Origin of the sequence: Nevskia sp. (assembly GCF_051860985.1) — a bacterium.
Taxonomy (GTDB): Bacteria; Pseudomonadota; Gammaproteobacteria; order Nevskiales; family Nevskiaceae; genus Nevskia.
Window position 1 is genome coordinate 93347 of sequence record NZ_JBIMKV010000012.1, and the last position, 13141, is coordinate 106487.

Here is a 13141-nt window from a genome sequence, read left to right on the forward strand (position 1 = left end):
CGCCATGACCACGCGCTTTCCGAAGTCACCCGTCCACCGCCACCGCTGGCTGCTGGCGGCCGCGCTGGCAGCGCTGCCGACGGTCCTGCACGCCGCTGCCGATGCACCGGCCCCGCTGCTCGGCGCCAGCCCCGGCAGCGCCGAGCTGATGCTGAAGACGCTGGAGGACCGGCTCGGCGGCAATCCGTTCGATCCGGTGTCGATGAACAATCTGGCGATCGTGCGGCTGGCCGAGAACAACCCGTACGCCGCCGCCGAACTGCTGGGTCGCGCCTACCAGCTGGCCGCCGACAACCCGGTGATCGCCGACAACCACGCCCGGCTGGACGCCTGGATCGAGGCGCGGGCCAAGGCCGCCCGCAAGAAGGGCGACCCGGTCGAAGACCCCAGCCTGCCGTTCCCACCCGAGCCGCCGGCGCTGTGGCGCTCGCGCTGATGCCGATTCCGAGACTGCCGATGAAGTCAAGCACCCTGCTGCTGCCGCTGTTCCCCCTGCTCGCCGCGACTGCCGGCGGCTGCACGTCCCAGGTCGACGACATCGAGACGCCCGATCTGACCTCGCCGGCGGCGCTGCCGATCGGCATCTTCGTCGGCCGCACGACCTTCCAGTCGTCGCCGGTGACGGTGATCAGCACCGCGCTGGTCGAGCCGAACGGCCGCATGGTGGTGGTCGGCGACCGCGCCGAATACCTTGCGTCCGGCATCTACAGCACGGCCGGCCGCGGCTTCAACGCGCAGCTGCGCTTCCACCTGCCGAACCTGCGCAACGAGGACGGCGCGCCGCTGGTGGCGCCGAGCAGCGCCGACTTCATCGGCACTTACAACCCGCAGGTCGATTTCACCGGCACCTTCGTGCGCAGCGACGGCGAAAACGGCTCGATGAACTTCATCTACGACGCGCAGACCGAAGTGGTGCCGGACCTGCGCACGCTGGTCGGCACCTGGTCGAACGCCGATGCCTTCGGCGATTCCAGCATCAGCTTCACCTTCGTCAACGGCGGTGGCTTCAGCGGCCTGGATTCGGCCGGCTGCCGCTATACCGACGCCGAGGCGCAGATCATCAACGGCCGCTACAACCTGTACCGGGTGCAGTTCTCGCGGACCTGCATCGGCGAGCCGGCGGCCACCCTGTTCGCCGGCCTGATGACCGTGGTGTCGCGCACCGAGGCCGGCCGCACCACCAACCAGATGATCCTGACCGGCTCCAACAGCACGGCCGCCGTCAGCTTCCAGCTGACCGAAGCGCGCTGAGGATCGCTGCCTGCCGCGAGCGGGCGCGCCGGCCGCGCTAGCCCGCTGCCCGGAAGTCGGCGTCGCGCTGCTCGGCCTTCCGGTAGACCGGATGGTCGTGTTCCATGTCGCGGCGGATCACCGGCATCGCTTCGGCGAACAGTGCGCCGGCTTCGGCGCGGCGATCGAGCATGGCCAGGACGTGCGCGAGCCGGGACCGGGCCACGGCGAGATCGACGGCCGACGTCTGGTTGTAGGTCTGCTGCTCGACGATCGCCGCGCGGGCATCGGCTTCCGCTTCCGCCCAGCGTCGGGCGCTGATCTGGGCCTCGACGATGGCATCGGCCACCGCACAGGAATAGGCCAGTTCGCCCTGGGCCTTGCGGGTCGGGACCAGCAGGCCGCGCAGTTCCGCGAGCGCGGCGTCGGCCTCGCGCCGGTCCCCCGCCTGTTCGGCGTCCTCGGCGCGGAACACCGCGATCGCGCGTCGCGTCGCCAGCGTCTCGTCGGCCTCCGCGCCGAGCACGGCGACCGACCGCCGCAGCGCTTCGGCGTAGGTCGTCCGCGAGGCCTCGATGCGCCCGAGCTTGCGTTGCAGCCAGGCCATCGTCCGCAGCAGATCGGCCGCCGCGTCGGGACTGCGGCTGCGGCCATGATCGAGATACGGCAGCACCGATTCGGCGATCGCCAGCGCCTCGCCGTGACGGCCCACGTTGGCGAGCTGCGCCAGGTATTCGGCGCTGACGTCCAGCAGCAGCGGATCGTCGGCCGGCAGACGGGCGGCCAGTTCGCGATGCAGCGGCTCGAGAATCGCCAGTGCCTGACGGGGTCGCGAGGAAAAGCCGTGCACGCGAGCCCGCGCCAGCCGCGAGCGGGCCAGCACGTTCCAGCGCTCCGGATCTTCACTGCGCGCGGCCAGCGCTTCGGCGCGATCGAAATGCAGGCTGAACTCGGGCACATCACGGATCGACAGGTTCTTGCCGAGGATCACGTGCGCCAGCGCCGTCTCCAGCAGTGCCGCATCGCCCTGCGCCTCGAGCACCGCGATGGCGCGGCGCAGCTGGTCTTCGGCATCGGCGTCGTTGCCGATCAGGTGCCAGGCATTGCCGAGCGCGGTGCGCACCGCGCCCTCCTGCAGCGGCTGGTCGGCGAAGCGCTCGGACACCCGACCCTGCGCGCGTTTCAGCACATCGAGCATCGTCGGATCGGGCTTGCCGGCCACCTGCGGCGCGGCGGCGGCCAGGATGTCGCGCTGCAGGAATTCGTTGACGGCCACCGCCAGCGCCTGATGGCGGCGCGCCTCGTCCAGCGCGCGGCTGAGTTTCCAGCCAAGCAGCCCGAGGCCGATCAGGCCGGCCACCAGCGAGGCGCCGATCCCGAGCAGCAGCGGCCTGCGCAGGCGATGCCGTTCCAGTTCGCGCTGCAGTGCCGCCGCCCGCTGACCATCGGCCAGCTCGTCACGCCGCCGCTGGCGCCGGCTGTCGAGCGTGCGGAGCCGGCTGGCCAGTGCTGCGGCATCGCCGAGCCGGCGCTGCGGATCGCCGGCCGCGCACAGCGCGATGTCCTCGCGCAGCAGTTCGTCGTCGATACCCTGCTCCCAACCGGCCGACAGCGGCCGGCGAAAATCGCCGACCACGCACTGGTACAGCAGGATGCCCAGCGCGTAGATGTCGGCGCGCTCGCTGGCCGGCTGGCCGGCGAGCACCTCCGGGGCCATGTACAGCGGCGTGCCAGTGGAGCTGTCCGCCGCGCTGTCCGTCGTCGCAGCCGGCGCGCCGGCCCAGGTCATCGCATACCGGCGCAGCCGTTCCTGATCGAGGATCGTCGCGCTGCCGAAATCAGCCAGGCGGATCCGCGGGCCCTGCGCGTCGGTGGTGTCGACCAGCACGTTGGCCGGCTTCAGATCCTTGTGCAGCACGCCGGCCCCGTGGGCGATCGCCAGCGCCTCGGCGCACTGCGCTACCAGATCGAGCCGCCGTTCGATCGTCAGCGCCGCGAGCCCACCCTGCCGCTGCGCCCAGTCCGGCAGGCTGCCGCCATCGATCAACGGACTGGCGACAAAAGCGGGCAGCGTGCGGAACTGGTGGTCGAGGAGCGGCACGAAGCCGCCGGCGGCGGTAGCGTCACTGACATCCTGCAGCAGGCGGAAGATCGCCACTTCCCGCTTCAGCGCCGTCACCGCGTGCAGGTCCGAGGCGAACTTGAAGACCCGGACGGCACCGGCACTGTCCTTGGCAAGCCAGACATCCGCCTGGCCACCGGCGCCGAGCGGCTCGACCAGCCGCCAGTCCGGGCGCTCCGGCGGGTGGTCGCCGACGCGGAGGTGCAGACGCGACGGCCGCTCCGGGATCGGTCCTTCGAAACTCACCGGCCCGACCAGCCGATAGCCATAGCCCTTGACGGTCTGGACGGCCGCGCCGTCGGCACCCAGGCTGCTGCGCAGGCGGCTGATGGTCGTCAGCAGCGCTGCTTCCGACAGGATGCGGCGCGGCCAGCAGCTTTCGGCGAGTTCGTCCTTGGTGACCAGTTCGCCGGCATGCCGCAGCAACTCTGCGAGCACGCGCAAGGCTTTCTGTCCCGGCTCCGCCGGTTCGCCGCGCACCGTCAGCAGCCACTGGCGCTCATCGAAGCGCACGTCGCCGAAACGCCACAGGCCGGCGAGCGCACCGGCGGCAGTCGGCACGTCGATGCGAGGTTCGGAATCCCGGGGACCGGTGTCTGACAAGGGCAGGACCGCTCGGTGGCAGCAGAGGCGCCGAACTCTACGCCCGGTCAGTTTTCGCGGAAAGCGGGACAGGCATCCGGTATCCGCAGGCCATGAAACGCATCGGCGAGCGTTGCAACTTGCCGCCGGTCCGTCACGGCAACCGGGGGTCAGCCACCGCTTCGGCCTGCGCGTGCGCCCACCAGTCGCCCGTCGGCATCCGTGCTTTCCGCCCCGGAGCCGGACCGGCAATGAAAGAAAATCATTGAATAATCAGTATTTTGTATGAAGAAGAACATTTGTAATGTTGGCGCAAGGTGTGTCGCCCCGGCTTTTGGCAGTGTCCGCGCACGACAAAAACGACTGAAGGGAGCTGCAGATGGCCGTCACTCAAAGCTGGGCGGGTGCGTTGACCCAAGCCGATCGTTCACCCGCCACGGCGCTTGATGGCAGCGACGGGCGACGGCGAGGCCTCACCGGAATCGCCGCTGTCGGGCTGCTGCTGGCCGCCATCGCCATGCCGAGCCAGGCCGCGACGATCGCAGTCGACAACGACGGCTGCACGCTGATCGAAGCGATCGGCAACGCCAACAGCGACAGCGATGGCGGCGGCAATGGCTGCGCCGCCGGCAGCGGCGCCGACACCATCACCCTGCCCGCCGCCAGCACGATCACGCTGACCAGTCCGGCCGCAGCCAACACCGTGTTCGGCCTGCCGCCGATCACCAGCACGATCACCCTGAAGGGCAACGGATCAACGGTGCAGCGCGCCGCCAATGCCACCGCGCCGTTTCGTCTGTTCACGATCGAAGGCACCGGCAACCTGACGGTAGAGCGACTCCTGATGACGGGCGGACAGATTGACAGCAACGGCCAGAACGGCGGCTGCATCCGAATCAATGCCGGCGGCCGGCTGTCGATGACCGACTCCACGGTCAGCGGCTGCCTTGCGTTCTCTTCGGGCGGCGGCCTGCTGAACCTTGGCACGCTGCAACTGCTGCGCTCGGCAGTCATCAACAACGCGGTTGTCACGGGGTCCGGGGCGGGCATCGCCAACGGGCTATTGAATAACGCCGGAGCCGTGACCTTCTTGACCGCCAGCACCGTGTCCGGCAACACAATAACCTTAACCAATGGAGGGTTGGGGGCGGGTGTCAGCGCCAATGGCGGGACCGTCAACATCACCGACAGCACGGTGACCGGCAATGTGTCGAACAGCACGGGCGGTGGCGGCGGGCTGCGTAGCACCAACAGTGGCCGCTTTACCGTGACCCGCAGCATCATCTCCGGAAATCGAGCACCGCTACTGCCGGGCAGTGCAGAGCTAAGGGCTTTTGGCACTTCCGCTGACGCCTTCACGCTCAACGGCTACAACCTGATCGGCGACAACGGCCAGGCCAATTCGGACGTCACGCTGGGCGCCACGGACCGGGTTTCGAGCCAGGACATCGGCAGCATCCTCGCGCCGCTGGCCGACAACGGCGGTCCCACGCCAACCCACATGCTGCAGCCCGGCAGCCCGGCGCTGAACGCCGTGGCAGCCGGCTGCCCGGCCAATGCCGTTGACCAGCGTGGCCAACTGCGCCCCGAGACCTCGGCCTGCGACATCGGTGCGGTGGAGTTGTCTGGCAGCTACGTGGTCAACACGCTGTCCGACGGCGACGACGGCTTCTGTGAGCCATCCCCGAACGACTGCAAGCTGCGCGAAGCGATCAATGCCGCCAATGCCACCATCGGCATCCCGGACAGCATCCGCTTCAGCATCCCCGGCGGCGGCGTCATCTCGCTGAACAGCGCGCTGCCGGAGATCACGGCGGCCGGTGGCCCGCTGCAGATCGACGGCCCCACGGACCCCGCCCAGGCCATCGTCCTTGACGGCCGCAGTGCCGTGCGCCTGATGAGCAGCGCAGCAGGCTCGAACCTGACACTGAACCACCTGAGCTTGCGCAACGGCAACGCGGGTGAGGCCAGTTCGGGAAATGGAAACAACGGCGGTGCCATTCGGGCCGGTGGCGCGCTGACGCTGAACTTCTGCACCTTGACCGGCAACGTGGCCGGTGAGGCCTTTACCGGTAAGACCGCCGGATCGGGCGGCGCCATCGATGCGGACGGACCGCTGACGATCACCCGCAGCACGCTGACCGGAAACGCCGGCGGTCTCGTCATCAACGGCATTGGCGGCCACGGCGGGGCCATCGCCGCGCGTGGCACGACCCTGATCGTCGACAGCCTGCTGTCCGGCAATGCGGCGTCGAAGCCGAACCTAGGCCCGGGTGGCGACGGCGGTGCGATCTTCGCAACCGGCGCGCTGACGATCACCGGCAGCACGCTGTCGGGCAACCGCGCCGGCGACGGCTGGAACAATCGTGGCGGCAATGGCGGCGCCATCCACGCGACCGGTACCACCGTGATCGTCAACAGCACCCTGACCGCCAACACAGTCGGCGCCAGCCAGAACGACACCGCTGGCAGCGGCGGTGCCATTTCGACCAGCGGCGCGCTGACGCTGATCAACACCACGGTCCACGGCAACGCGCTGGGCACCGGCCGCGCACCAGCGACCCCCGGCACCGCCACCGCGATCCGCGCCACCGGTGCGGCACCGGCGTTGGTCAACTCGATCGTCAGCGGCGATGCCGGCCTCTGCTCGGGCTTCCCGTCGTCCGCCACCGGCCGCAACAACCTGGCCACCGATGCCAGCTGCGGCAACGGCGATCTGCTCGTTGGCGGCGCACCGGTGACGGTGGCGGCGCTCAGTCTCGGCATGCTGGCCAGCAACGGCGGGCCGACACCGACACTGACTCTGCAGAGCGGCAGCGTGGCCATCGATGCCGGCTCCGACGCCGACTGCGCAGCCGACCCGGTCAACGGGGTCGACCAGCGCGGCGTGGCCCGCCCGCAGGGCACGCGCTGCGACGTCGGTGCCGTGGAAGCGACGCTGACCAACGTATCGGTATCGAAAACGGCGTCCAGCAGCACGGCCACGGTCGGCGATGCGGTCCGCTTCACGCTGACGGTGCGCAATCGCCACAGCCAGCCGGTCAGCAGCGTGCAGCTCCGCGATGCCGTGCCCAGCGCCTTCGCGATCACCGCCGTGACACCGGGCAGCGCCCAGTGCACCACGTCCGGCAACACCGTGAGCTGCATGCTGCCGACGCTGGCCGCCAATGACACGGCCACGGTCACCATCGACACCACGGCCCTGACCGCAGGCGAAGTCATCAACACCGCCACCGTGACCGGCGGCAGCAGCGCTGATACCGACCTGCGCGACAACAGCAGCGCCGCAACGGTGACCATCGCCGAGCCGGACACGACGCCGGACGCCTTCAGCTTCGCAAGCATCGGCAGCGTGCCGCGCGACAGCACGCAGACCTCGGCCAGCGCGACGATCAGCGGCCTGGGTGCAGCGGCCGCGATCTCGGTCAGTGACGGCAGCGAATACGCGATCGGCTGCGCCGATGGCGCGTTCACCAGCAGCGACGGAACGATCAGCAACGGCCAGACCGTCTGCATGCGTCATACGGCTGCCAGCGCCTTCGCCACCGATACGGTGACGACGCTGACCATCGGCGGCGTCGCGGCGACCTTCACCAGCACCACCGAGGCGCGCGACATCACGCCGGATGCCGTGACCTTCAACGACGTGCCGGGCACGGTGGAGCCGGGCAGCACGCAGCGCAGCAGTCCGGTCGTGATCGGCGGCGTCAATGACGACACGCCGTTCACGGTGACCGGCGGCCGGGCCAGCACCAGTGGCCTGCCCTGCGATCCGCTATTCGGTGAAACCAGCGGCACCGTGCGCAATGGCGACACGATCGCCGTCTGCCATGTCGCCGGTGCGTTCGGCGATGTCACGACCACGACCCTGACCCTGGGCGCCGACGGCGTGCTGAGCGGCAGCACGGCGAGCTTCGGCAGCACGACACGCGACGCGGTCGTCGTGCCGGATGCCTTCTCATTCGGCAGCATCACCGGCGTCGAGCGCGACAGCCAGCGGACCAGCACGTCGATCACGATCACCGGCATCGAAGCGGCCGTGACGGTCAGCGTCGACATTGGCGAAGTGTCGATCAACGGCGGCGCGTTCGGCAGCGGCGGCACGATCGAGCCGGGCCAGACGGTGCAGGTGCGGCATACGGCGTCGAGCAGCTTCGCCAGCACGGTCACGTCGACCGTCACCATCGGCGACGTGGCCGGTACTTTCAGCAGCACCACGCGCGCGGCGGTCGTCGTCCCGAATGCGTTCTCGTTCGGCAGCCGCACGAATGTCGAGCGCGGCAGCGTGCAGACCAGCGAAGCCGTTGCGATCACCGGCCTGGAAGCGCCGGCCACGGTCAGCGTCGATATCGGTCAGGTGTCGATCAACGGCGGGGCCTTCGGCAGCGGCGGCACGATCGAACCCGGCCAGACGGTGCAGGTGCGGCACACCGCTTCGGCCAGCTTCGCCGGTACGGTCACGTCGACCGTCACCATCGGCGGCGTGGCCGGTACCTTCACCAGCACCACCTCGGCCGAGGCGAGCGCTCCGGCCGTTTCGCTGGACATGAACGACGTGGATTTCGGGCGCGGCTATCTGATCCGCTTCCGGGAAATCACGCTCAACACCAGTGAAACGCAGGTGGTGACGCTGACCAACCCCGGCAACGCGCCGCTTGTGATCAGCAGCATCACCACCACCGGCGATTTCCGGCACACCAGCACCTGCGGCAGCGCGGTGCCGGCCGCGGGCAGTTGCACGATCTCGATCGTGTTCAAGCCGACCCAGGTCGGCACCCGCACCGGCGAAACCCGCATCGTCAGCAATGCCGTGTCCAGCCCCGATCTGATCAGCCTCAACGGCGTCGGCAAGGGCCTGGTGCCGGCGATCAAGACCAATGCCAGCAGCTACAACTTCGGCAACGTCAAGGTGGGCGCCAGCAGCGCGGATCGTGCCCTCGTCATCACCAGCTCCGGCACCGGGCCGCTGGAGATCCGCTCGATCAGCGTCAGCGGCGATTACAGCGGCAGCCACAACTGCCCGCGCCTGCTCGATGCCGGCAAGAGCTGCACGCTGACCGGCCGCTTCAAGCCCAAGGCGAAGGGCGCACGACCCGGCACCATCACCATCAGCACCAGCGCGCCGGGCTCGCCGACGGTGATCACGCTGAGCGGCAACGGCACCTGAGCCGGACCTCCCTCAACCCCATGCCGGGCGGCGTGGGGTTGAGGGTGCCGGGGGATCGCTTGGATCAGATACGGACGCCGATCGCGCCCGGCCCGGACAGCCCCGGGGCGGCTGCTGCCCGGCGGACTGCAGCAGGTACTGCAGTTCCTCATCGCAGAATCCGGCCGCCTCGCGCGCCGCGCGGTTGATCGGCGGGCGGATGTTCATGCCCTGCTCGGCCAGCAGCCGGCGGGACGTGGCCAGCGGATCGACGCCGCGCTGCGCGCACAGCCAGGCATACCAGTGGCTGCCGATGCGGACGTGGCCGACTTCCTCGGCCAGGATCACGTCGAGGATCGCCACCGTGTCGGGATCGCCGATCTCGGTCAGCCGGCGGATGATGCCGGGCGTCACGTCCAGCCCGCGCGCTTCCAGCACTCTCGGCACGCAGCACATCCGGTCGAGCACGTCGTGGGCGGTCTTCTCGGCGGCCTCCCAGAGGCCGTTGTGGGCCGGCAGATCGCCGTAGTCGTAGCCGAGCGACTGCAGCCGCGCGCGCAGCATCGCGAAATGGCGCGCTTCGTCGCGGGCCACCGACAGCCAGTCGGCGTAGTAGTCGTCCGGCAGGCCGCGAAAGCGCCAGGCAGCGTCGAGCGCGAGGTTGATGGCGTTGAACTCGATGTGCGCGACCGCGTGGATCAGCGCCGCGCGGCCGGCCACCGTGCCCAGGCCGCGGGTCGGCACGTCACGCGGGCGGATCAGTTCCGGCCGCTCCGGGCGACCGGGCACGGCTGTGTCAGGCCAGAGCGGCGGCGGCAGCGCGCCGATGCCGGTGCAACCGGTGGCGTCGAGCGCCGCCACGGCGGCCACCTTCGCGGTCGGGTCACGGCGGCACAGGGCGCCATGGATCGCCTCGACCAGCGCAGCCGCAGCGGTCACGCGCAGGTCCATTCGAAGCGGCCGATCGCCGCCGATTCGAGCACGCAGTGATCGCCGGGCTTCAATTCGGCAACCCCTTTCGGCGTGCCGGTGAAGATCACGTCACCCGGCTCCAGCGCCCAGGTCTGGCTGAGGATGGCGATCTGCTGCGCCACGGGGAACAGCATTTCCGCCGTGCGGCCGTGCTGGCGCAGTTCGCCGTTGACGTGCAGCGTGAACTCCAGCGCCTGCAGGTCCTGTTCGAGGTAGGGCTTGAAATCGCCGATCGGGGCGGAGCCGTCGAAGGACTTCGACAGCTCCCAGGGCTTGCCCTTGTTCTTGAGCTGCGTCTGCAGGTCGCGCAGGGTCAGGTCGAGGCCGAGCGTGAGGCCGGCGACCGCGCCGAGCGCCTCGTCGACCGGAATGTCGGCCCCGCCGCCGGTCAACATCACCACCAGCTCGGCCTCGTGGTGCACACCACCGCGACCGCGCGGCAGCGGAATCGGGTCGCCAAGCGCCACGGCAGCGGAGGCCGGCTTCATGAACACCACGCATTCGCCGTCCGGCTTGTAGCCGAGGTGGGCGAGTTCGTCGATGTGTTCGGCGTAGTTCTTGCCGATACAGAAGATGCGGTTGATTTTCATGGCGGCTGCCGTCGTGGGGGCGTGCAGGAAACCCGATGCCGGCACGTCGCGCAAGTCGGCCCGGGGCCGTTCCTTCCGGCCTGCCGACGATTTCACGATACTGCGGCGGTCCGGGCGGCGGCAGCGCTGCCACACCTTCCCCATCGAACCCAGGAGCTTCCCAGGCATGACCTCGATCCCGCGCATCCCGTCCACCGCCCTGCGCCTGAGCACGGCCGGCCTGCTGGCCGTGGCTGCCCTGCTGTCACCGGCGGCCGGTGCCGACCAGGGCTTCTATCTCGGCGCCATCGGCGGCGTCACGCTGGACCCGGATCTCAAGATCCGCTTCACCGATGCCAGCGGCACGACACAGGCCGAGCGGGTGCCGTTCGAAGTGGGCGCGGCCGGCGCGGTGGTGGCCGGCTACACCTTCGCTGGCGGGCTGCGCCCGGAGCTGGAACTGGGCTACCGGCGTACCCGCTTCGATGGCGCCGACGGCCACCGGGCCGCGTCGCAGGCGATCGGCAGCCTGTACTACAACGTGTCGCGCAACGGCTATTTCTTCTACGTCGGCGGCGGTGGCGGCTACGCCAACGTGCGCCTGGACATCGGCGGCGATGTGCGGCGCGATGACGACGGGACGGCGGTCTACTCGCTGGGCAGCGGCTTCGGCCTGCCGGTCGGACGGCAGCTGATGGTCGGCGTCGACTACCGCTATGTCGGCGCTTTCGATCGCAGCCGCTACCAGTACACGGTCGACGGCGACGCCATCGATGCCACGTTCCGCTATCGCAGCCATACGGTGGGCCTGAGCCTGCGCTACAGCTTCGGCTCGGCGCTGGCCGACAGCCATCCGGCGGTCAGCGCACCGCGCGAGCCGGTGCAGGTGGTGCCGGTCGAACCCTGAGGCATCGGCCATCGGTTGCGCCTGCGCGGCGGCGACACGCCGTCCGCAGGTTCAGCGATCGGCGCAGTAGCCCCAGTCGCGCGCGGCCTGCGGGGCCACCGAACGGTTCCAGTCGACCCCCTGCGCCTGCAGCCGCTGGCCGGACTGCGTGACCACCGCGTTCCAGACCTGGTTCAGCCGGCCTTCGATGCCCAGTTCGACCTGCCAGTCGACCGCCGTGGTGCCGAAGTTCCGCACCACCACCGACGCGCAGTAACCGGCGCCCCAGTCCGAGGTCTGCTGCACGGTGACGCCCAGGGTCGGCGCCGCGCCACCGCCGGCATGGCCACCGGAACTGCCGCCACCGCCGCTGCCGGACGTGCCGCCGGTGGTGGTGCCGGTGCTCCCGCCGCCGGTGCTGCTGCGGCCGGCCCAGAAGCGGCGCAGCAGGTCCATCTTGTCGTTGCGCACGGTGCGCCAGTCGTCCCGCAGCACGCCGCCGGTGTCGCCGCTGTTCGGGTTCCAGCTCCAGTAGAAGCCGCTGTTGACGCGCTTGCCGATCAGGTAGTCGACCAGCGCGTTCTGCCAGGCCCGGTCGCGCGGATGGCCTTCGCCGTACTTGCCGCCGAACTCGCCGAGCACCACCGGCGCGTACGGAATCGCGAAACCCCAGTGCCGCTCCCAGATGGCCGCCATGTTGGCCGGGAAGTTGGCGGCCTCGTGGTAGCGCTGCACGTGCACGTCCGGCCCGTAGGTGTGCGGCGACAGCACCAGGCGGTTGGCTGGCACCGGCGACGGCGTGCAGGCGATCGGCGCCAGGTTCTCGCCCCAGAACACCGGCTCGCCGGAATTGCAGGACGTCTGGCCGGCGATGCCCTCGACGAAGATCAGCCAGTGCGGAGCCGCGCCCAGCACCTGGGTGGCGGCGCGGCCGGTGGCCTGGTTCCAGTCGGTGGCGGCATTGCGACTGCCCCAGGTCGCCGCGCCGTGCGGCTCGTTCTTCAGGTCGATGCCGATCACCCGGGGCCGGTTCCGGTAGCGGTTGGCGATGAAGCGGAGATCGGCCAGCCACTGCGCCTCGGGGTACGACGGCGTGTACCACAGCTCGGAAATCGCCTGGCAGTCCGGACGATGGTGATCGAGCAGCACGTACAGGCCCTGGCGATCGAGTTCGGCGATCACGGCATCGAGCACCGCCAGCGAGTTCTTGCCGGCCAGGTCCGGATTGAGGCTGTAGTCGATGCTGGTTGGCGTGATGCCGCGCACGGTGGTCGGGCACAGCGGCAGGCGCACGGCGTTGAAGCCGAGATCCTTCATCTGCTGGATCATCTGCCTCCAGTTGCGTGCCCACAGGCCGTGCACCGTGTGGTTGGTGGTTTCGAAGCCGAACCAGTTGATGCCCTTCAGCTGGATCACCCGGCCGGCGTCGTCGTAGATCTGCCGGCCACTGACCGAATAGGCCGCTGCCGGCAGGCTGCCCAGCGCGGCAGTCGCGGCCACCAGCAGCGCGGCCACGGCCGCCGTGAGCTTGCTCATGTTGTCCCCGGATGCATGGGTGTCGGGCGGCCAGACGGCCGCCTCGGTGGTGTCAGGAAGTTGTCGCAGCGACTCTGCCACGGCGCGCGCCGGCTTCG

At 69.7% G+C, this 13141-nt stretch carries 8 protein-coding genes; 4 read left to right on the top strand and 4 right to left on the bottom strand.

Annotated features, from left to right (window positions below):
- Positions 1-4 precede the first annotated feature (4 nt).
- Positions 5-436, top strand: a complete 432-nt coding sequence (locus tag ACTIGJ_RS13240; protein ID WP_439640799.1) for a hypothetical protein — start codon at positions 5-7, stop codon at positions 434-436.
- A gap of 20 nt (positions 437-456) precedes the next feature.
- Positions 457-1251, top strand: a complete 795-nt coding sequence (locus ACTIGJ_RS13245) for a hypothetical protein (RefSeq protein WP_439640800.1) — start codon at positions 457-459, stop codon at positions 1249-1251.
- Between the two features lie 37 nt (positions 1252-1288).
- On the opposite strand, the gene ACTIGJ_RS13250 is transcribed toward ACTIGJ_RS13245, so the two are convergent.
- Positions 1289-3913 (bottom strand): protein kinase domain-containing protein, encoded by a 2625-nt coding sequence (locus tag ACTIGJ_RS13250; protein WP_439640801.1) that lies wholly within the window; start codon positions 3911-3913, stop codon positions 1289-1291.
- 538 nt (positions 3914-4451) lie between these two features.
- Between ACTIGJ_RS13250 and ACTIGJ_RS13255 the strand changes: the two genes are divergently transcribed.
- Positions 4452-9101, top strand: a complete 4650-nt coding sequence (locus tag ACTIGJ_RS13255) for a beta strand repeat-containing protein (protein ID WP_439640802.1) — start codon at positions 4452-4454, stop codon at positions 9099-9101.
- Positions 9102-9113: 12 nt separating this feature from the next.
- On the opposite strand, the gene ACTIGJ_RS13260 is transcribed toward ACTIGJ_RS13255, so the two are convergent.
- Positions 9114-10031: a ferritin-like domain-containing protein gene (locus tag ACTIGJ_RS13260; protein WP_439640803.1), complete on the bottom strand. Its 918-nt coding sequence runs from the start codon at positions 10029-10031 to the stop codon at positions 9114-9116.
- Positions 10016-10642 carry a fumarylacetoacetate hydrolase family protein gene (locus ACTIGJ_RS13265; RefSeq protein ID WP_439640804.1) on the bottom strand — a complete coding sequence of 209 codons (627 nt, stop codon included), beginning with the start codon at positions 10640-10642 and terminating at the stop codon, positions 10016-10018. The genes ACTIGJ_RS13260 and ACTIGJ_RS13265 overlap by 16 nt, the downstream gene beginning before the upstream one ends.
- 166 nt (positions 10643-10808) lie before the next feature.
- Between ACTIGJ_RS13265 and ACTIGJ_RS13270 the strand changes: the two genes are divergently transcribed.
- Entirely contained in the window at positions 10809-11528 is a 720-nt protein-coding gene (locus ACTIGJ_RS13270; protein ID WP_439640805.1) for an outer membrane beta-barrel protein, read from the top strand.
- Positions 11529-11579: 51 nt separating this feature from the next.
- On the opposite strand, the gene ACTIGJ_RS13275 is transcribed toward ACTIGJ_RS13270, so the two are convergent.
- A complete protein-coding gene (locus tag ACTIGJ_RS13275) occupies positions 11580-13043 on the bottom strand; it encodes a cellulase family glycosylhydrolase (RefSeq protein ID WP_439640806.1) in 1464 nt (487 codons plus the stop codon).
- Positions 13044-13141 lie beyond the last annotated feature (98 nt).

What these genes read in the sequence shown, in the direction of transcription:
- ACTIGJ_RS13240 (WP_439640799.1), top strand. Translation starts at nt 5, where the DNA reads ATGACCACGCGCTTTCCGAAGTCACCCGTCCACCGCCACCGCTGGCTG.
- ACTIGJ_RS13245 (WP_439640800.1), top strand. Translation starts at nt 457, where the DNA reads ATGAAGTCAAGCACCCTGCTGCTGCCGCTGTTCCCCCTGCTCGCCGCG.
- ACTIGJ_RS13255 (WP_439640802.1), top strand. Translation starts at nt 4,452, where the DNA reads ATGCCGAGCCAGGCCGCGACGATCGCAGTCGACAACGACGGCTGCACG.
- ACTIGJ_RS13260 (WP_439640803.1), bottom strand. Translation starts at nt 10,031, where the DNA reads ATGGACCTGCGCGTGACCGCTGCGGCTGCGCTGGTCGAGGCGATCCAT.
- ACTIGJ_RS13265 (WP_439640804.1), bottom strand. Translation starts at nt 10,642, where the DNA reads ATGAAAATCAACCGCATCTTCTGTATCGGCAAGAACTACGCCGAACAC.
- ACTIGJ_RS13270 (WP_439640805.1), top strand. Translation starts at nt 10,809, where the DNA reads ATGACCTCGATCCCGCGCATCCCGTCCACCGCCCTGCGCCTGAGCACG.
- ACTIGJ_RS13275 (WP_439640806.1), bottom strand. Translation starts at nt 13,043, where the DNA reads ATGAGCAAGCTCACGGCGGCCGTGGCCGCGCTGCTGGTGGCCGCGACT.